This window comes from Rhodococcus sp. AC861, from assembly GCF_979256035.1.
Map to the genome: position 1 here is coordinate 38,946 of NZ_CEEDMW010000008.1, position 16,512 is coordinate 55,457.

Sequence of the window (16,512 nt, forward strand, 5' to 3'; positions counted from 1 at the left end):
GCCTCCAGAGCGTGTGGTCTGACCACAGTAACCCCTGTGGTCAGACCACACCAGCTATTCTCCGACAATGCGCGCACACGAGGTGGTTCTCCACCGCATCGAACAGGACCTGGCGGCGGCCCGACTCCGCGTCGGCGACCGGCTGTCGGCCGAGCGCGCACTCGCTGAGGAACTCGGCGTCGGCCGCAGCTCGGTTCGCGAGGCCATCCGCGTCCTGGAGGCGATGGGCGTCGTTAAGACGTCGGTCGGGTCGGGCCCCGACGCGGGAGCAATCGTGGTGGCGGACCCTGCCACGTCCATCGGCTCGGCACTGCGCCTGCACATGGCCACGCAGTTCCTGCCCATCGCCGACGTGGTGCAGACGCGCGTGCTCCTCGAGTCGTGGGCGCTACGCGAAGCCGCGGCGCGCACCCCCGACCTCACAGCCATCGACGAGCTACTCGACCGAATGGACGACCAGAGCCTCGAACCCGATCAGTTCCACCGCCTCGACGCCGAGCTGCATGTTCAGTTCGCCGGGCTTGCGGGCAACGTGTTGATCGAGGCGATGATGACCTCGCTCCGCGACTCGATCCATGGCTACGTCATGGACGCCGTGCCGATGCTCGACGACTGGTCGGCCGTCGCCGTGAACCTTCGGTGCGAGCATCGCGGCATCGTCGACGCGTTGCGCCGAGGCCACGGCGCCAAGGCCGCCACCCTGGCGCGCGAGCACATCGAGGGGTTCTACGGGTTGATGCGGCTCGACTAGCTCAGCGCGTCGTGGCCGGGTCCGGTAGCGCCATCCCTCGCTCCCCCATTACCTCTCGCAGACGGTCGGGATAGTCGGTGATGATGCCGTCGACACCCATGTCCATCAGCGCCGCCATGGTCGCGGGATCGTCCACCGTCCACGGCACGACACGGATCCCGGCGGCATGCGCGGACGCCACCATCTCGGGTGTCACGTAGAACTCGAAGTCCGGATCGCCCACGACTCCCTTCTGCGGGGTGCCCTGGACGGGCGAGAGAGCGTGGGCGCCGAACGACTGCACCGCCGCCACCGGATCGCCGTCGAACTCGTCGATGTCGAGACCGCCCAGCCACGGAGATGCCCCCGCTTCTCCGACCTGGAGGAAGTCGGGCTCCGTGAGCGCGACCAGACGCATCGACGGGTCGACCTTCTGCACCGCGAGGAGAGCGCCCCAGTCGAAACTCTGAATGGTGGTGCGATCGAGCAGGCCTGCCGCCCCCACCGAGGCGAGCACCACGTCGGCGAACTGCTCACGGGGCGCCGTCTCGGTGGGCGCCGCCGCCTCCACCTTGGTCTCGATGTTCAGCTGCACCGTGGAGTCGTACGAGTTCACCAGCGCGAGAACCTCGTCGAGGGTCGGGATGCCGGCAAATGTCGCCACCCGCTGATCGGGATAGCCGTCGAGCTGCGTCACACCACAATTCAGGGTCCGCACCTGCGCCAGCGTCAGGGTGTTGACGAACTTCCCGACGTAGGGAAACTCGGGATCGTCGTCGGTCGCGGGCCGGGTATCGCGGCACTTCGCGTCCGACACTTTCCCGTCGTGCGTCACGACGGCGATGCCGTCCTCGGCGATCTGGGTGTCCATCTCGAGGGTGGTGACGCCGAGCTCGAGGGCGTTGGTGAACGAGGCGAGCGTGCTCTCGGTGACCAGTCCGAGGCCGCCGCGGTGCGCTTGGAGGTCGAAGCCATCGAGCGGCTGCGCGGTCTCGGTCTCCTGCGTGGAGCAGGCCGCCAACGCCATACACATCGAGACCGTCAGCAGCACTCGTCGCATCGCCATGACGCCCACGCTAAGCCGGAAAGGTGAACGCTTGATGGATCAGCGCGCGCGCCACCCCTGATCGGTCGACCCTCGCACCACCAACGACGGCTCGAAGGTCAGCTGCCGGAACTCGTGAGCGCCCGACGCCGAGACCTGCTCGAGCAGTAGTTCGGCTGCAGCCCTGCCTAATTCGGCTCGGGGCTGCGAGATGGACGTAAGGGGAACTGCTGCACCCGCGGCGTAGTCGATGTCGTCGTATCCGACGATGGCCAAGTCCTCCGGCACACGCACGCCGCGGTGCACACATTCCTGCAGCACACCCAGCGCGAGCAGGTCGTTCGCGCACACGACCCCGGTCGGCGGGGCATCGGTCATGTCGAAGATCCGGGCGGCAGCTCGTGCGCCGGCCTCGATGGACAACGACGTCGACCACACGGTCGACATGCGGGTACTGGCCGATTCGGCGACAGCCGTGAGTGCGCCGGAGCGGCGGTCGCGCACCTGCCGAATGCTGTCCGGGCCGCCGACGTAGACCAGGGTGCGGTGTCCCAGATCCATGAGATGCCGTGCAGCCAACCGTCCCCCGAGAACGTCGTCGACCGCGACCGACGATCTGCCGGGGGCATGCGACCCGCGATCGAGCAACACCACCGGGGTGCCCTGGCGGTCGAGGTTGTCGAGCATCGGCACGTTCTCGCCCACGGGACTGAGCAGGATGCCCTGCACGCGCTGCTCCATGAGCAGGCGAAGCTGACGGTTCTCGCGCTCTTCGGACTCGCCGCTGCCGACGATCACGGTCAACAGATCGTTCACGTCCGCCACGGATTCGGCACCGGCTGCCACGTCGAGGAAGAACGGGTTCCGGGCGTCGAGGACCACGACGGCGAGCATGCGGGACTGGCCGGCTCGAAGTTGGCGGGCCGCGTCGTTACGCACGAATCCGAGCTGCGCGATGGCCGCCTCGACGCGCTCACGGGTGGCGGCGGAGACCATGTCGGGCTTGTTCAGAACATTGCTGATGGTGCCCATGGAGACTCCCGCTAGAGCGGCGACCTCACGCATGCTCGCTGCCACGATCGCCCCCCTTCGATGCCGTTACGGTCGCCATTGAATCGGTTTACCGACGGTGACGCAACTGAACGGCGTTCTCGAACCCACCGAGCCGCCCCACGACACGACAGTTCGTGACCGATCCTCATCGTTGCTGCTCAACATTGGAAACATCACGGTTCGGTAACGCTGTGTCGTGATCCGGGTCACGGGGTTGACCAGTGGCCCCCGTCACTTCTATGTTCACGGAGCTGAATGAACCGATTCAATTCGAATCGCTTCGGTCCGACGGAGGTCCCATCCATGAGCGTCCCCAGTGCGACGACGCCCACCGCAGTTCCCCTGCTCGAAGTCCGTGACGTCACCAAGTCGTTCGGAAGCGTCGCCGCCGTCTCCGGGGTGTCCTTTCCGCTCTACGGCGGTGAAGCGCACGCACTCGTGGGCGAGAACGGTGCCGGCAAGTCCACCATCGTCAAGATGCTGGCCGGTGTGCACAAGCCGGACACCGGCACGCTGCTCGCCGGCAGTACCCCGATCACGCTCGACTCCCCCGCCGCCGCGAAGGCCGAGGGCATCGCCGTCATCTACCAGGAGCCGACGCTGTTCCCGGACCTGACTATCGCCGAGAACATCTACATCGGTGCCCAGCCCACCTCGCGCGGCCGGATGATCGACCGCGGCGCCATGAACACCGCCGCCGATGCACTGTTCACTCGCCTGGGTGTTCCGATGGATCCGAACCGGCTCGCGAGCGGACTGTCCATCGCCGATCAGCAGCTCGTCGAGATCGCCAAAGCGCTGTCCACCAAGGCGTCCGTCATCGTCATGGACGAACCCACCGCCGCGCTGTCGGGTAACGAGGTCGCCCGCCTCTTCAAGGTCGCTCGCTCCCTGTGCGCCGACGGAGCTGCCGTGCTGTTCATCTCGCACCGCTTCGAAGAGATCTTCGACCTCTGCCAGCGCGTCACCGTCATGCGCGACGGCAAGCACATCTCCACCGCACCGCTGGCCGGACTCACCGTCGACGACCTGATCAAGCAGATGGTCGGCCGCGAACTCGGCGCACTGTTCCCCAAGCTCGACGTCATCCCCGGTGCCGTCATCCTCGAGGTCGAGAACCTCACGCGTGCCGGAGTGTTCACCGACGTCAGCTTCCAGGTGCGAGCAGGCGAGATCGTCGCACTCGCCGGATTGGTCGGGGCCGGACGCTCCGAGGTCATGCAAGCCGTCTTCGGCGTCGACCCCCGCGATTCCGGTTCCGTCAAGGTCCGCGGCAAGGTGCTGAAGGCCGGCAATCCCAAGGCCGCCATGCGAGCGGGTATCGCCCTCGTTCCCGAGGACCGTCGCCAGCAGGGCCTGATCCCCGAGATGTCGATCGAGCGCAATGCGACGCTCACGCGTTCACAGGCGCTGTCGCGCTTCGGGTTCCTCGTCGGTGGTGGCGAGCGCCGCTCGGCCCAGGAATGGACGAAGAAGCTGCAGACCAAGTTCTCGCGCATCACCGACCCTGTCGGCACCCTGTCCGGCGGCAACCAGCAGAAGGTGGTGCTGGCCAAGTGGCTCGCCACCGACCCGATCGTTCTCATCGTCGACGAGCCCACCCGCGGCATCGACGTCGGCACCAAAGCCGAAGTCCACAAGATCATTTCGCGTCTCGCCAGTGAAGGAGTCGCCGTCGTCATGATCTCCTCGGAACTGCCGGAGGTCCTCGGTATGGCCGACCGCGTGCTCGTCATGCGCGAAGGCCGCATCGCCGCGGAGATCGATCGCGATCATGCCACCGAGGAATCGGTCATGTTCGCCGCCATGGGATCGGAGTCCGCAGCATGACCGTCACCACCCAGACCGCCCCGGCGGCCGACCCGCTCAAACCTGTCACCAAGGACGGGAGCTCGCTGGTCGAGAAGATCCTGAGAATGCGCTCGCTGGGCATCCTCGGCGCGCTCGTCGTCCTCATCGCCGTGACCGCGGCGACCAACAGCTCGTTCCTGTCCGGTCAGAGCATCCGCGACCTGCTGCTCGCCGCGTCGATCATCGCCGTGCTTGCCGTCGGTCAGACAGTCGTCATGATCACCAAGAACATCGACCTCTCCGTCGGCTCGGTGCTGGGCCTGTCCGCATTCGCTGCGGGGTCGGTCATGAAGGCCGGCTCGCCGATCGTGCTCGGCATCCTCGCGGGCATCGTCGTCGGCACGCTGTGCGGAGTCTTCAACGCGCTGCTCGTCCGCTACGGCGGCGTTCCCGCCCTGGTGGTCACGCTCGGCACCATGTACATCTTCCGCGGCATCGCCTTCTTCTGGGCGGGCGGCGAGCAGATCACCGCCGACGAGATGCCCGGCTCCTTCCTCGATCTCGGCACGGCCAGTGTTCTCGGACTCCCCGTCCTGGTGATCGTCGCCGTCATCGCACTCGTCGGAGCTGGCATCTACCTCGGCCGATACCGCAGCGGCCGCGACCTCTACGCCATCGGGTCCAACGGTCACGCCGCCGAACTCGCCGGCATCTCCGTCGGCAAGCGCACGCTGGCGGCCTTCGCCTTCTCCGGCGCCATGGCCGGTATCGCCGGAGTCATGTTCGCCGCCCGCTTCGGCACCGTCGACGCGGCCGCCGGCACCGGCTACGAACTCAACGTCATCGCAGCCTGCGTCGTCGGCGGCGTGGCCGTCGTCGGCGGGGTCGGCACCGTGTGGGGAGCCGCCCTCGGCGCCCTGCTGCTGACCACCATCAACAGCTCGCTCCCGGTCCTGCAGATCGATCAGTTCTGGCAGCAGGCCATCGTCGGCGCGCTCATCCTCATCGCCATCGCGGCGGATCGCATCGCGGCCGTGCGTGCCGCCCAGCAACTTCGGAAGAGGAGCGCTCATGTCGAGTGATCTCGCCACCCGTCCCGACGCCCCCGCACCGACCGTGCAGCAGGGCAGTCGCATCCGGGAGCTGCTGGCCAGCTGGGACACCGCGGTCATCTTCCTGACCATCGTCGTCGTGCTCGGTGCGTCGGTGATGAACCCCGACTTCGGCAGCGCCACCAATTTCACCTTCCTGGTACTCGACCTCGCGCCGATCTTCCTCATCGCGCTGCCGATGACGTTGATCATCGTCACCGGCGAGATCGACCTCTCCGTCGCCAGCACCCTCGGTCTGAGCGGCGCGGCGATGGGCTGGATGTGGAACAACGGCTTCACCATCGAGGCCATCGTCCCCATGTGCATCCTGCTCGGTGCACTGCTCGGCGCGCTCAACGGATTCCTCGTCGCCACGCTGGGTCTACCGTCCCTCGCCGTCACGATCGGCACGCTCGCGCTCTTCCGCGGACTCGCCTTCGTCCTGTTGGGCGACACCGCCGTGTCCAACTTCCCGCGGGCCTACACCTCGTGGGTCACCGGCACACTGGGAGATTCGTCGGTTCCCAATCTCGCTGTGCCACTGATCATCCTCGCGGTAGTGTTCGGCGCGGTCCTGCAGTTCACCTCGCTCGGCCGCAACATCTACGCCACCGGCGCCAGTGCCACGGCCGCGAAGTTCGCCGGCATCAACGGCAACCGCATCAAGTTCTGGCTCTACGTCGTCGCCGGAGCGGTCGCCGCCCTGGCCGGTGTTCTGTGGAGCCTGCGCTACTCGAGTGCTCGCGCCGACAACGGTGCCGGCCTCGAACTGTCCGTCGTCGCCGCAGTCCTTCTCGGTGGCGTCTCGATCTTCGGAGGCAAGGGCCGGCTCGTCGGCGTTCTCGCCGCCGTCGTCCTCCTCGCGGCACTGCAGAACGCACTGCGTCTCGAGGACATCTCCAACGAAGCACTCACCGTCGTCACCGGCGTCCTGCTCATCGTCGCCGTCCTCCTGCCCAACCTCATCAAGGCAGTCCGCACCTCGTCGGACCGTCGCAAAGCCGTCGCACGACTCTGATCCACCCCCTTCCCGAAAGGTCCACCATGTCCCGCACCTCCCGGCGCCTCGCGCTGGCGCCGCTGGCCGGCATCGCCGCCCTGTCTCTCGTCCTCACCGCCTGCGGTGGCACGACGCAGGAGTCGGCCTCCGAGTCCTCCGACAGCGGAAGCCGCGTCACCGGCACCGCCAACCCCGACGCCGAGATCCAGGACGGCCTCAAGATCGGCTTCCTGCCCAAGCAGCTCAACAACCCGTACTCCGACATCGAGGTCGCCGGTGGCGAGAAGGCAGTCGGCGAGTTCGGGGGCGAGTACAAGCTGGTCGGCCCCAACGACGCCAGCGCATCGTCGCAGGTGTCCTACATCAACACCTTGATCCAGCAGAACCAGAACGTCATCGCGATCGCAGCGAACGATCCCAACGCGGTGTGCCCCTCGCTGAACCAAGCGCGTGACGCCGGCGTCAAGGTCGTCACCTTCGACTCCGACGCCGACAAGAGCTGCCGCGACCTGTTCATCAACCAGGCCACCACCGAGGGTGTCGGCGAGTCGCTGGCGAAGATGACGAGCGACCAGATCGGCGGATCCGGCAAGATCGCCATTCTGTCCGCAACTCCCAACGCCACCAACCAGAATGCGTGGATCGAGGTGCTGAAGGAGCAGCTCGCCTCCAACCCGGAGTACAAGGACATCGAGCTCGTCACCACCGTCTACGGCAACGACGACGACCAGAAGTCCTTCCAGGAGACCCAGGGTCTGCTGCAGACCTACCCGGACCTGAAGGCCATCGTCTCCCCCACCACCGTCGGCATTTCCGCTGCCGCCCGCTACATTTCGGGCTCGTCGTACAAGGACAAGATCGTCCTCACCGGACTCGGCACGCCGAACCAGATGCGTGAGTACGTCAAGAACGGCACCGTGAAGCAGTTCGCGCTGTGGGATCCCACCGACATCGGCTACCTCGCCGCCTACGCCGGTGCAGCCTTGTCGTCCGGTCAGATCACCGGCGCCGAAGGTGAGAAGTTCACCGCGGGCGAGCTCGGCGAATACACCATCGGTGTCGACGGCGAACTGGTCCTCGGACCGCCCACGGTCTTCGACTCCGCCAATATCGACCAGTACAACTTCTGACATGAACCGGTACTGCTTCACGCTGCAGCTCAGGCCGGAATCGGTCCCCGAGTACTCCCGTCGTCACGCCGAGGTGTGGCCCGAGATGCTCGAGGCCCTGAAAGTGAACGGCTGGAACAACTATTCCCTGCACATCCGTGACGACGGCCTGATCGTCGGCTACGTCGAAAGCCCCGACTTGGGCGCGGCGCAGGCAGCGATGAGCAGTACCGACGTCAACGCACGGTGGCAGGCCCAGATGGCTCCGTTCTTCACGGGCCTCGGGTCTGCCACCCCCGACGAAGGATTCGTGCTGCTGCGCGAACTCTTCCACCTCGAGACTCAACTCCGCGAAGGTCACCCATCATGAGCACCACAGCAGTTCAGGACATCTCGGCCCTCGCCGACTTCGGTATCGAGGTGCCCAGCTGGGCCTACGGAAACTCCGGAACCCGCTTCAAGGTCTTCTCCACCGCCGGCGTGCCCCGCACTCCTTTCGAGAAGGTAGCCGACGCCGCCGAGGTCAACCGCGTCACCGGCGCAGCTCCCCGCGTCTCGCTGCACATTCCGTGGGACAAGGTCGACGACTACTCCGCGCTCGCCTCGTTTGCCGCCGAGAACGGCGTCGCATTGGGAGCCGTGAACTCGAACGTCTTCCAGGACGACGACTACAAGCTCGGGTCATTGACCAACGCCGATAAGCGGATTCGCGCCAAGGCCGTCGCCCACCACCTCGAGTGCGTCGACGTCATGCGGGCCACCGGCTCTAAGACACTCAAGCTCTGGCTTCCCGACGGCACCAACTACGCCGGGCAGGACTCCATCCGTGCGCGCCAGGATCGTCTCGCCGAGTCGCTGCAGGAGATCTACGCCGGCCTCGACGACGACCACACACTCCTCATCGAATACAAGTTCTTCGAGCCGTACTTCTACACGACCGACATCCCCGACTGGGGCACGTCGCTGCTGCACTGCCTCGCCCTCGGAGACAAGGCGAAGGTGGTCCTCGACACCGGGCACCACGCGCCGGGCACCAACATCGAATTCATCGTCACGCAGCTCATCCGACAGAACAAGCTGGGCGCCTTCGACTTCAACTCCCGCAACTATGCCGACGACGACCTCATCGTCGGTGCCGCGGACCCGTTCCAGCTGTTCCGCATCATGCACGAGATCGTCGCCTCCGATGCTCACCTCCCCTCGTCCGGCATCAACTTCATGCTCGACCAGTGCCACAACATCGAGCCGAAGATCCCCGGCCAGATCCGGTCGATCATGAACGTGCAGGAAGCCACCGCGAAAGCGTTGCTCATCGATGCGTCGGCACTCGAGAAGGCGCAGATCGACGGCGACATCCTCGGTGCCCACGCGGTGCTCATGGACGCCTACAACACCGATGTCCGTGGGCTGCTCGGTGATCTGCGGGAGTCCCGCGGCATCGACCGAGACCCCGTCGCCGCCTTCGCCCGCTCCGGGTACATGGAACGCGTCGAAGCCGAGCGCGTCGGCGGACAGCAAGCGAGCTGGGGAGCCTGATGGGCCTGGAGCGGACGGTTCCGAGGAAGACCCGCCTGGGGCTGGTGTCGGGCGGACTGGGTGCTTACTGGCCACAGTTCCCCGGTCTCCTGGAGACGTTGCGGCAGTCCGCTCGCTACGTCACCGAGCGGTTCGAGAAGCAGGACTGCGTCGTGGTCGATGCCGGCTTCGTCTCCGATGCAACGGAATCTGCCTCTGCGGCCGAGAAGTTGCGAGTTGCCGATTGCGACCTCGTCGTCGTATTCCTGACGACGTATCTCACGTCGTCGATGGTGCTGCCCATCGCGCAACGAGTCGATGCCCCGGTGTTGTTGATCGATCTGCAACCCACCGAGGCCATGGACCACGCCACTACGGGCACCGGCGAATGGCTCGCGTACTGCGGCCAGTGCCCGCTCCCCGAGGTGGCGAACGTGTTCCGTCGCAGCGGTATCGACTTCCGCTCCGTCTCGGGCTATCTCCACGACGAGAACGCGTGGTCCCGCATCGAGGCATGGGTGGGAGCCGCGTCGGCGCGCGCTGCGCTGCGACACTCCCGGCTCGGCCTGATGGGGCATCTGTATCCGGGCATGCTGGACATCTCGACCGACATGACCCTGCTGTCGTCGCAGTTCGGCGCCCACGTCGAGGTACTGGAATTCGACGACCTGCGGGTGCGTGTCCAGAGCGTCACCGACGCACAGGTGGACGAGCGACTCGAACTCGCGCGCAGCGTCTTCCACCTCGACGACTCCGTCGTGAACGACGACTTCGCGTGGGGCGCTCGCGTATCGGTCGGCCTCGATGCCCTCGTGGACGACTTCGGACTCGACGCCATGGCGTACTACCACCGCGGACTCGACGGCGAACTGCACGAACGTCTCGGCGCCGGCATGATTCTGGGCGCCTCGCTGCTCACAGCCCGCGGAATTCCGTTGGCCGGCGAATACGACATCCGCACCGCCGTCGCCATGCTGATCGCGGACCGCCTGGGCGCCGGTGGGTCTTTCACCGAGCTTCAAGCACTGAACTTCCGAGACGGTGTCGTCGAGATGGGGCACGACGGGCCCGCGCACCTCCAGGTGTCGGCCGGCGAGCCTCTGCTCCGCGGCCTCGGTGTTTATCACGGGAAACGTGGATACGGCGTCAGCGTCGAGTTCGACGTACAGCCCGGGCCCGTGACGACCTTCGCTATCGGACAGAACCGTGACGGCTCGTTCACGTTCATCACCTCCGAGGGCACCGTTGTACCCGGCCCTCTGCTGCAGATCGGCAACACCACGTCCCGCGTCGACTTCGGGCGCGATCCCGGCGAGTGGACGGACGAGTGGAGTGCCACCGGCACCGGCCACCACTGGGCACTGTGCATCGGGCACCGCGCCAAGGACATCAAGGCCGCAGCAGAGCTGCTCGGCATTTCTTATATCAGCGTCTAGACCTACTCAGGAGAACCACTGTGACGACGATCGACGATCTGATCGCCCGGTCCAACAGACTCGGCGCCGATGCGCGCAACACCAACTACGCGGGCGGCAACACCTCCGCGAAGGGAACCGAGACCGACCCGGTCACCGGTGAGGACGTGGAACTGCTGTGGGTCAAGGGATCCGGCGGTGACCTGGGCACGCTGACGCCCGCCGGGCTCGCCGCGTTGCGACTCGACCGCGTCCGCGCCCTGAAGGACGTCTACCCCGGCGTCGACCGCGAAGACGAGATGGTCGCCGCCTTCGACTACTGCCTGCACGGCAAGGGCGGCGCGGCACCGTCCATCGACACCGCGATGCACGGTCTGGTCGAGGCCGCGCACGTCGATCACCTCCACCCCGACTCGGGCATCGCCCTCGCGACCGCCGCCGACGGGGAGGAGCTGACGCGCAAGTGCTTCGGTGACCGTGTGGTGTGGGTGCCGTGGCGTCGCCCGGGCTTCCAGCTCGGGCTGGACATCGCCGAGATCGCCGAGAAGAACCCGCAGGCCATCGGGTGCATCCTCGGTGGGCACGGCATCACTGCCTGGGGCGCGACCAGCTCCGAGAGCGAGGAACGGTCGCTCGAGATCATTCGCACCGCCGAGCAGTTCCTTGCCGACAACGGTCGCTCGGAGCCCTTCGGATCCCCGCTGGCAGGCTTCGAGGCACTGCCGGCGGACGACCGCCGCACCCGCGCCGCGGCCCTGTTCCCGCTGATCCGCGGGCTCGCGTCGACCGACCGACCGCAGGTGGGCCACTTCGACGACAGCGACGTCGTCCTCGACTTCCTCGCCTCGTCCGAGCATCCGCGCCTCGCAGCACTCGGAACGTCGTGCCCCGATCACTTCCTCCGCACCAAGGTGCGCCCGATGGTGCTCGACCTCCCGACGACCGCATCGTTGGAGGACGTCTCGGCTCGACTCCGTGAACTCCACGTCGCGTACCGCGAGGACTACGCCCGCTACTACACCGAGCACGCCGAGGCCGACAGCCCCGCGATGCGCGGCGCCGATCCCGCCATCGTGCTGATCCCCGGAGTCGGCATGTTCTCCTTCGGCGCCAACAAGCAGACCGCCCGCGTCGCCGGCGAGTTCTACATCAACGCCATCAACGTGATGCGCGGCGCCGAATCCGTGTCGACCTACGCCCCGATCGACGAGCGCGAGAAGTTCCGCATCGAGTACTGGGCGCTCGAGGAGGCGAAGCTCGCTCGGATGCCCGCACCCAAGCCGCTGGCCACCCGGATCGCACTGGTGACCGGCGCCGCGTCGGGAATCGGCAAGGCCATCGCGCAGCGTCTGGCGGCCGAGGGTGCGTGCGTGGTGATCGCCGACCTGGATGTGGAGAAGGCCGCCGCTGCCGCTGCCGAGATCGGTGGCGCCGACGTGGCCGTGGGCATCGCGGCCGACGTCACCGACGAGGGACAGATCGCAGCCGGGTTCGCGGACGCCGTGCTGGCCTTCGGTGGAGTGGACCTCGTCGTCAACAACGCCGGACTGTCCATCTCCAAGCCGCTGCTCGAGACCACCGTCAAGGACTGGGATCTGCAGCACGACGTCATGGCACGCGGATCCTTCCTCGTCTCCCGCGAGGCGGCTCGCATCATGATCGAGCAGGGCCTGGGCGGCGACATCGTCTACATCTCGTCGAAGAACTCGGTGTTCGCAGGTCCCAACAATATTGCGTATTCGGCGACGAAAGCTGATCAGGCACACCAGGTTCGGCTGCTGGCCGCCGAGCTCGGCCATCACGGGATCCGCGTCAACGGCATCAACCCTGACGGCGTGGTCCGCGGATCGGGCATCTTCGCGGGCGGCTGGGGTGCCAAGCGCGCCGCGGTCTACGGCGTCGAGGAGGAGAAGCTGGGCGAGTACTACGCGCAGCGCACGCTGCTCAAGCGCGAGGTGCTGCCCGAGCACGTCGCCAACGCCGTGTTCGCCTTGACCGGTGGAGAACTGACCCACACGACCGGGTTGCACATCCCGGTCGATGCGGGTGTCGCAGCCGCGTTCCTGCGCTGATGGGGGCATTCGCGGCGGTGGATCTGGGGGCGTCGAGCGGTCGAGTGATGCTGGGGCGCGTGGTCGACGGTCGGGTGGACCTGACGGAGATCGCGCGGTTCGAGAACCGCCCCGTGCGACTCGGTGGATCGCTGCACTGGAACATCCTTGCGCTGTATCAGGGTGTGCTCGACGGATTGCGGTCGCTGGTCGAGCGGTTGGACGGCGAGCCGTTGACGTCCGTCGGCATCGACACGTGGGCGGTCGATTACGCCCTTCTCGATGCCGACGGGCGCATGCTCGGCGTCCCGTTCCACTACCGCGACTCCCGCACCGACGGCGAGCACGAGGACCTGTTCTCTCGCAGCGGTATTTCTTCGCTGCCGTTCAACACGGTGTACCAGTTGCTGGCCGAGTCGCCCGATACTCTGAGCGTCGCCAGGCGCCTGCTCATGGTCCCGGACCTGTTGGCGTACTGGCTCACCGGCGTCGCTCGAGGCGAGGTGACCAATGCGTCGACAACCGGGCTCCTCGACCCGCATACCCGCGTGTGGGATCGCGACTCGATCGCGTCACTCGGCCTGAAGGCGGACCTGTTGCCGGACCTGGTCGCACCGGGAACGACGATCGGGCAGCTTTCCCCGGACGTCGCGACCGTGATCGGTGCCGACGCGTCGGTGGTCGCGGTGGGAACTCACGACACCGCGTCGGCCATCGTGGCGGTTCCGGCTGCGACACCGAACTTCGCGTACATCGCGTCGGGCACCTGGTCGCTGGTGGGAGTCGAGACGCAGGAGCCTGTGGTGACGTCTGCGGCCCGAGACGGTGGGTTTACGAACGAGGCCGGTGTCGACGGCACCGTGCGACTGCTCCGCAACGTCATGGGTATGTGGCTGGTGCAGGAGTCGTTGCGGCAGTGGGAGCGTGACGGTCTCGAGCTGTCCCTCGGCGCACTGCTCGTCGAGGCTGCCGGTCTGCCCGCGTCGTCGGTCATCGATCCCGACCTCCCCGTGTTCCTGCCACCGGGCGACATGCCGGCGCGAATTGCCGCCGAGTGCCTCGCGGCCGGAGTGCCGGTTCCGACGACCCCCGCGTCGTTCGTGCGCTGCATCGTGGACAGCCTCGCAGCGGCCTACGCTCGCTCGGTGCGTCTGGCCGGTGAGCTGTCGGGTATCGACGTCGAGGTGGTGCACATCGTCGGCGGCGGTTCGCAGAACGCGCTGCTGTGTCAGCTGACCGCTGATGCCACCGGACTGCCGGTGGTCGCTGGACCGGTCGAGGGATCCGCCCTGGGCAACGTTCTGGTCCAAGCCAGGGCTGCCGGTGTGGTGAGCGGCGGGCTCGCCGACCTGCGGCGGGTGGTGCGGAACTCGTTCGAGTTGGTGGAGTACCTGCCGAAGCGGTGATCGTGTGCAGTGATCCGCGCTGTCCGCGGTTTACTGCACAGGATCCGTGGTGCGGGACTGGTTCGAGTTGGTGGAGTACCTGCCGCGGTAGAACGTCGGCACGCGAGCTAGGAAGTATCGGCCGAGGTTGCGGCGTCGATCCAGACCAGCAGGTCGTCGTCGGACTCCAGAGCTGCCGCGTTCACGGAAATCCACCCCTGTCCCATCGACCTGCCCGCGCCCATCTGAGCGCGGCGAGCTCCCGGGCGTCCGACGTAGTCGTCATCGCGATCGCGCGGTACCCGCACCAGCAATGCTCCGCCGCCGTTGCCGACGGATACGACCATCTTCCCGTCGACCATGAACGCCAGCCCGCCGAACATCGCTTTCTCGGTCACGGTGGACCTGGCGGACAACGCAGCGCGAACCCTGTCCTCGAGGTCGGCGTCACGAGCCATGGGAAAACTGTACGACACCTCCCGACGCGCCGGAAGGTGCGCGGAGCCGCGGATTGCGCGGGTGAGCGCACCGTCGCGACGAATCCGGTGCAGAAATGTTCGCCTAGCGACGATTTCTGCACCGGATCACCGCAGTCCGCTGCGAGTCTCGAACGGGCCGATCGTGTTGTCCCACGTCATGCCCTGTGCCTCGAGCTCCGCAAGACGTCGCTCACCCTTTTCTGTGATGTTCGCACGAAACACTTCGCACCAGACCAGGTCTTCACGTTTCGTAGCGTCCAAGTAGCCCTGGCTGTTCCCGTATCCCTCGGCGATCCGGCGCATCGACTCGTCGATGTCTACGTCCCACTCTTCCCACCCGACGCCGTTGTTCGCCATCACTCCGAACGTCATCAACCCGGACTCAGCGAACCAACGAATGACGCCCGCAACGGTGTCGATCGTGGTTTTCCATCCCCGGAAACCGGAAACCATGGCCACGAAGCCCCACAGCGGCATCCAGTCGTCATCGAGTTCGTCGAGCAGTCGAAACTCCAGGCCCTCTTCGACATTCATCGCACATGCACCTTGATCACTTGAGTACCTTCCGGCTTCACGATGTCGATCACTGATCCACCAGACTTGCTGTCGACTCGCAACTGGACTCCCGTACCGTCCGGCAATTCGTATCGCTCGATAATTTTGACACTGTCACCTGTTCCGACCGCCCTACCCTGCTCAGTGAGTTCGTCGAAGACGGCTCGTACGTCCTCCTCCGACTCCACTTGTCTGTTGACACCGCGTCGGCCCGGCTCCGTCAGATCGTTCAACACGTCGTCGACACCCGCCGCATCGACCGGCCCCGAGTCCTGGAAGAAACTGTCCGGCAGCGCGTCGTGGATCTCATCCCACGCATCCATGCCGAACCGGTCGACCAGTGCGAAGGCCATCGCGCCGACGGACAGCACCCCGGCCGCGATCATCGCGTGCACCGCCGCCTCCACGGTCCAGGCCAGGCCGATTGCGAGGGGGACGAAGTGGCGTGGTTCGCCGTCGAGAAGTGCAGCGGACGCGGCGTCGATCGACCTCGCAGACGACTCGTCCGCATCGATCAGCGCCTGTACATGCGCAGCGATGTCCGCCGCGTGGGCGGCACCGTTGTCAGCGGTGCTGACCACCGACCAGTCCGGTGCGACGAGGCAACCGTCCGCCTCGGCCACGACGACAGCGTCGAGGAGTGCCTCGCGAGCAACGGCGATGGCAGAAGCACCGTCGCTAATTGCGCGCTCGAGCGCACGCAGCTGAGTCGTCCGGCGTTGCGCTGCAGCACAATCACGTCCGAGACGACCTACCGCAGCATCGCCGGCCGCACCCTGCCACGCCTCGCGCAGATCTACACGGCTGCGGTCGATCGCCGTTGCGCGAGATTCCAGAACCGACGCTCCGTCGCCGATCCACGCTGCGTCGATCCGCACGCTGCCGGGATCCCATGACGCCACCACTTCTCGGTGCGGCGCGAGCTCAGCGACCTCCACGCAGGATCCCCTCCAGCCGTGCGGCATTAGCCGAGTCCGCATCGGCGTAACCCACGGCAGCAATGTCCAGCGATCGCGCCGTCGCGGAGAAACCCGCGACAAGATCGTTCAGCGCCGACACCGCTCGTGCCTCGGCCCGGGCCAGTGCGGCCGCGGTCGAGGCACCGGGTAGAGCGTTCACACCGCGCGGCAGCACACCGATCTGCTCAGCCTCGCCGAGGACACTTCGACTCGCGGCCCGCATGGCCCCCACATCAGCGACGACGAACGTCATCGTTCCCACCCCCTTGTGGGGTAGGACGCGTCAGTCGCACGGCGCGTTCCACTATCGGCGTTTGCGCTGCTCACGCCGCAT

16 protein-coding genes are annotated in these 16,512 nt (G+C 66.5%); 10 read left to right on the forward strand and 6 right to left on the reverse strand.

The features are described 5' to 3' along the window. Window positions 1-67: 67 nt before the first annotated feature. Window positions 68-751, forward strand: a complete 684-nt coding sequence (locus AC0IX4_RS21600; RefSeq protein WP_471831028.1) for a FadR/GntR family transcriptional regulator — start codon at window positions 68-70, stop codon at window positions 749-751. Window position 752: 1 nt separating this feature from the next. Here AC0IX4_RS21600 and AC0IX4_RS21605 read toward each other — a convergent pair whose 3' ends face one another. After that, complete coding sequence (locus tag AC0IX4_RS21605; protein ID WP_471831030.1) at window positions 753-1,796, reverse strand: glycerophosphodiester phosphodiesterase family protein; 1,044 nt, start codon at window positions 1,794-1,796, stop codon at window positions 753-755. 39 nt (window positions 1,797-1,835) lie between these two features. After that, entirely contained in the window at window positions 1,836-2,852 is a 1,017-nt protein-coding gene (locus AC0IX4_RS21610; RefSeq protein WP_328812248.1) for a LacI family DNA-binding transcriptional regulator, read from the reverse strand. Window positions 2,853-3,131: 279 nt separating this feature from the next. Here AC0IX4_RS21610 and AC0IX4_RS21615 point away from each other — a divergent pair, with 279 nt between their 5' ends. The 9 genes from AC0IX4_RS21615 to AC0IX4_RS21655 are packed head-to-tail and all read left to right on the forward strand — an operon-like array spanning window position 3,132 to window position 14,206. After that, window positions 3,132-4,658 carry a sugar ABC transporter ATP-binding protein gene (locus tag AC0IX4_RS21615; RefSeq protein ID WP_471831032.1) on the forward strand — a complete coding sequence of 509 codons (1,527 nt, stop codon included), beginning with the start codon at window positions 3,132-3,134 and terminating at the stop codon, window positions 4,656-4,658. Further along, window positions 4,655-5,701 carry an ABC transporter permease gene (locus tag AC0IX4_RS21620; RefSeq protein ID WP_056073472.1) on the forward strand — a complete coding sequence of 349 codons (1,047 nt, stop codon included), beginning with the start codon at window positions 4,655-4,657 and terminating at the stop codon, window positions 5,699-5,701. Before AC0IX4_RS21615 ends, AC0IX4_RS21620 begins: the two co-directional genes overlap by 4 nt. Continuing rightward, window positions 5,691-6,728: an ABC transporter permease gene (locus AC0IX4_RS21625; protein ID WP_471831034.1), complete on the forward strand. Its 1,038-nt coding sequence runs from the start codon at window positions 5,691-5,693 to the stop codon at window positions 6,726-6,728. Before AC0IX4_RS21620 ends, AC0IX4_RS21625 begins: the two co-directional genes overlap by 11 nt. Window positions 6,729-6,754: 26 nt before the next feature. Then, window positions 6,755-7,840: a rhamnose ABC transporter substrate-binding protein gene (gene rhaS / locus AC0IX4_RS21630; protein ID WP_042573774.1), complete on the forward strand. Its 1,086-nt coding sequence runs from the start codon at window positions 6,755-6,757 to the stop codon at window positions 7,838-7,840. Between the two features lies 1 nt (window position 7,841). After that, window positions 7,842-8,189, forward strand: a complete 348-nt coding sequence (locus AC0IX4_RS21635; RefSeq protein WP_285184499.1) for an L-rhamnose mutarotase — start codon at window positions 7,842-7,844, stop codon at window positions 8,187-8,189. Further along, window positions 8,186-9,355, forward strand: coding sequence for an L-rhamnose isomerase (gene rhaI / locus AC0IX4_RS21640; RefSeq protein ID WP_042573776.1), 1,170 nt, complete (start codon window positions 8,186-8,188; stop codon window positions 9,353-9,355). Before AC0IX4_RS21635 ends, rhaI begins: the two co-directional genes overlap by 4 nt. Further along, window positions 9,355-10,770 (forward strand): arabinose isomerase, encoded by a 1,416-nt coding sequence (locus tag AC0IX4_RS21645; RefSeq protein ID WP_471831037.1) that lies wholly within the window; start codon window positions 9,355-9,357, stop codon window positions 10,768-10,770. Before rhaI ends, AC0IX4_RS21645 begins: the two co-directional genes overlap by 1 nt. 20 nt (window positions 10,771-10,790) lie before the next feature. Next, entirely contained in the window at window positions 10,791-12,821 is a 2,031-nt protein-coding gene (locus AC0IX4_RS21650) for a bifunctional aldolase/short-chain dehydrogenase (RefSeq protein ID WP_471831038.1), read from the forward strand. After that, on the forward strand, window positions 12,821-14,206 hold the full coding sequence (locus tag AC0IX4_RS21655; protein WP_471831040.1) for a rhamnulokinase: 1,386 nt from the start codon (window positions 12,821-12,823) through the stop codon (window positions 14,204-14,206). The genes AC0IX4_RS21650 and AC0IX4_RS21655 overlap by 1 nt, the downstream gene beginning before the upstream one ends. A gap of 107 nt (window positions 14,207-14,313) precedes the next feature. Here the strand turns inward: AC0IX4_RS21655 and AC0IX4_RS21660 are convergent, their stop codons facing one another. The 4 genes from AC0IX4_RS21660 to AC0IX4_RS21675 all read right to left on the reverse strand — a co-directional run bounded on the left by AC0IX4_RS21660 (window position 14,314) and on the right by AC0IX4_RS21675 (window position 16,431). Beyond that, on the reverse strand, window positions 14,314-14,643 hold the full coding sequence (locus tag AC0IX4_RS21660; protein ID WP_471831042.1) for a TfoX/Sxy family protein: 330 nt from the start codon (window positions 14,641-14,643) through the stop codon (window positions 14,314-14,316). 126 nt (window positions 14,644-14,769) lie between these two features. Next, entirely contained in the window at window positions 14,770-15,198 is a 429-nt protein-coding gene (locus tag AC0IX4_RS21665; protein WP_471831043.1) for a hypothetical protein, read from the reverse strand. Continuing rightward, window positions 15,195-16,157, reverse strand: coding sequence for a hypothetical protein (locus AC0IX4_RS21670; protein ID WP_471831044.1), 963 nt, complete (start codon window positions 16,155-16,157; stop codon window positions 15,195-15,197). The genes AC0IX4_RS21665 and AC0IX4_RS21670 overlap by 4 nt, the downstream gene beginning before the upstream one ends. Next, the gene (locus AC0IX4_RS21675; RefSeq protein ID WP_156148822.1) at window positions 16,144-16,431 is read right to left on the reverse strand and encodes a hypothetical protein; all 288 of its coding nucleotides are present in this window, start codon (window positions 16,429-16,431) and stop codon (window positions 16,144-16,146) included. Before AC0IX4_RS21675 ends, AC0IX4_RS21670 begins: the two co-directional genes overlap by 14 nt. Between the last annotated feature and the right edge of the window lie 81 nt (window positions 16,432-16,512).

Bases quoted from the DNA above. Each gene is read 5' to 3' on its own strand.
- rhaI (WP_042573776.1), top strand. From the start codon at position 8,186: ATGAGCACCACAGCAGTTCAGGACATCTCGGCCCTCGCCGACTTCGGT.
- rhaS (WP_042573774.1), top strand. From the start codon at position 6,755: ATGTCCCGCACCTCCCGGCGCCTCGCGCTGGCGCCGCTGGCCGGCATC.
- AC0IX4_RS21660 (WP_471831042.1), bottom strand. From the start codon at position 14,643: ATGGCTCGTGACGCCGACCTCGAGGACAGGGTTCGCGCTGCGTTGTCC.
- AC0IX4_RS21635 (WP_285184499.1), top strand. From the start codon at position 7,842: ATGAACCGGTACTGCTTCACGCTGCAGCTCAGGCCGGAATCGGTCCCC.
- AC0IX4_RS21615 (WP_471831032.1), top strand. From the start codon at position 3,132: ATGAGCGTCCCCAGTGCGACGACGCCCACCGCAGTTCCCCTGCTCGAA.
- AC0IX4_RS21675 (WP_156148822.1), bottom strand. From the start codon at position 16,431: ATGACGTTCGTCGTCGCTGATGTGGGGGCCATGCGGGCCGCGAGTCGA.
- AC0IX4_RS21600 (WP_471831028.1), top strand. From the start codon at position 68: ATGCGCGCACACGAGGTGGTTCTCCACCGCATCGAACAGGACCTGGCG.
- AC0IX4_RS21645 (WP_471831037.1), top strand. From the start codon at position 9,355: ATGGGCCTGGAGCGGACGGTTCCGAGGAAGACCCGCCTGGGGCTGGTG.
- AC0IX4_RS21620 (WP_056073472.1), top strand. From the start codon at position 4,655: ATGACCGTCACCACCCAGACCGCCCCGGCGGCCGACCCGCTCAAACCT.
- AC0IX4_RS21655 (WP_471831040.1), top strand. From the start codon at position 12,821: ATGGGGGCATTCGCGGCGGTGGATCTGGGGGCGTCGAGCGGTCGAGTG.
- AC0IX4_RS21605 (WP_471831030.1), bottom strand. From the start codon at position 1,796: ATGGCGATGCGACGAGTGCTGCTGACGGTCTCGATGTGTATGGCGTTG.
- AC0IX4_RS21665 (WP_471831043.1), bottom strand. From the start codon at position 15,198: ATGAATGTCGAAGAGGGCCTGGAGTTTCGACTGCTCGACGAACTCGAT.
- AC0IX4_RS21625 (WP_471831034.1), top strand. From the start codon at position 5,691: ATGTCGAGTGATCTCGCCACCCGTCCCGACGCCCCCGCACCGACCGTG.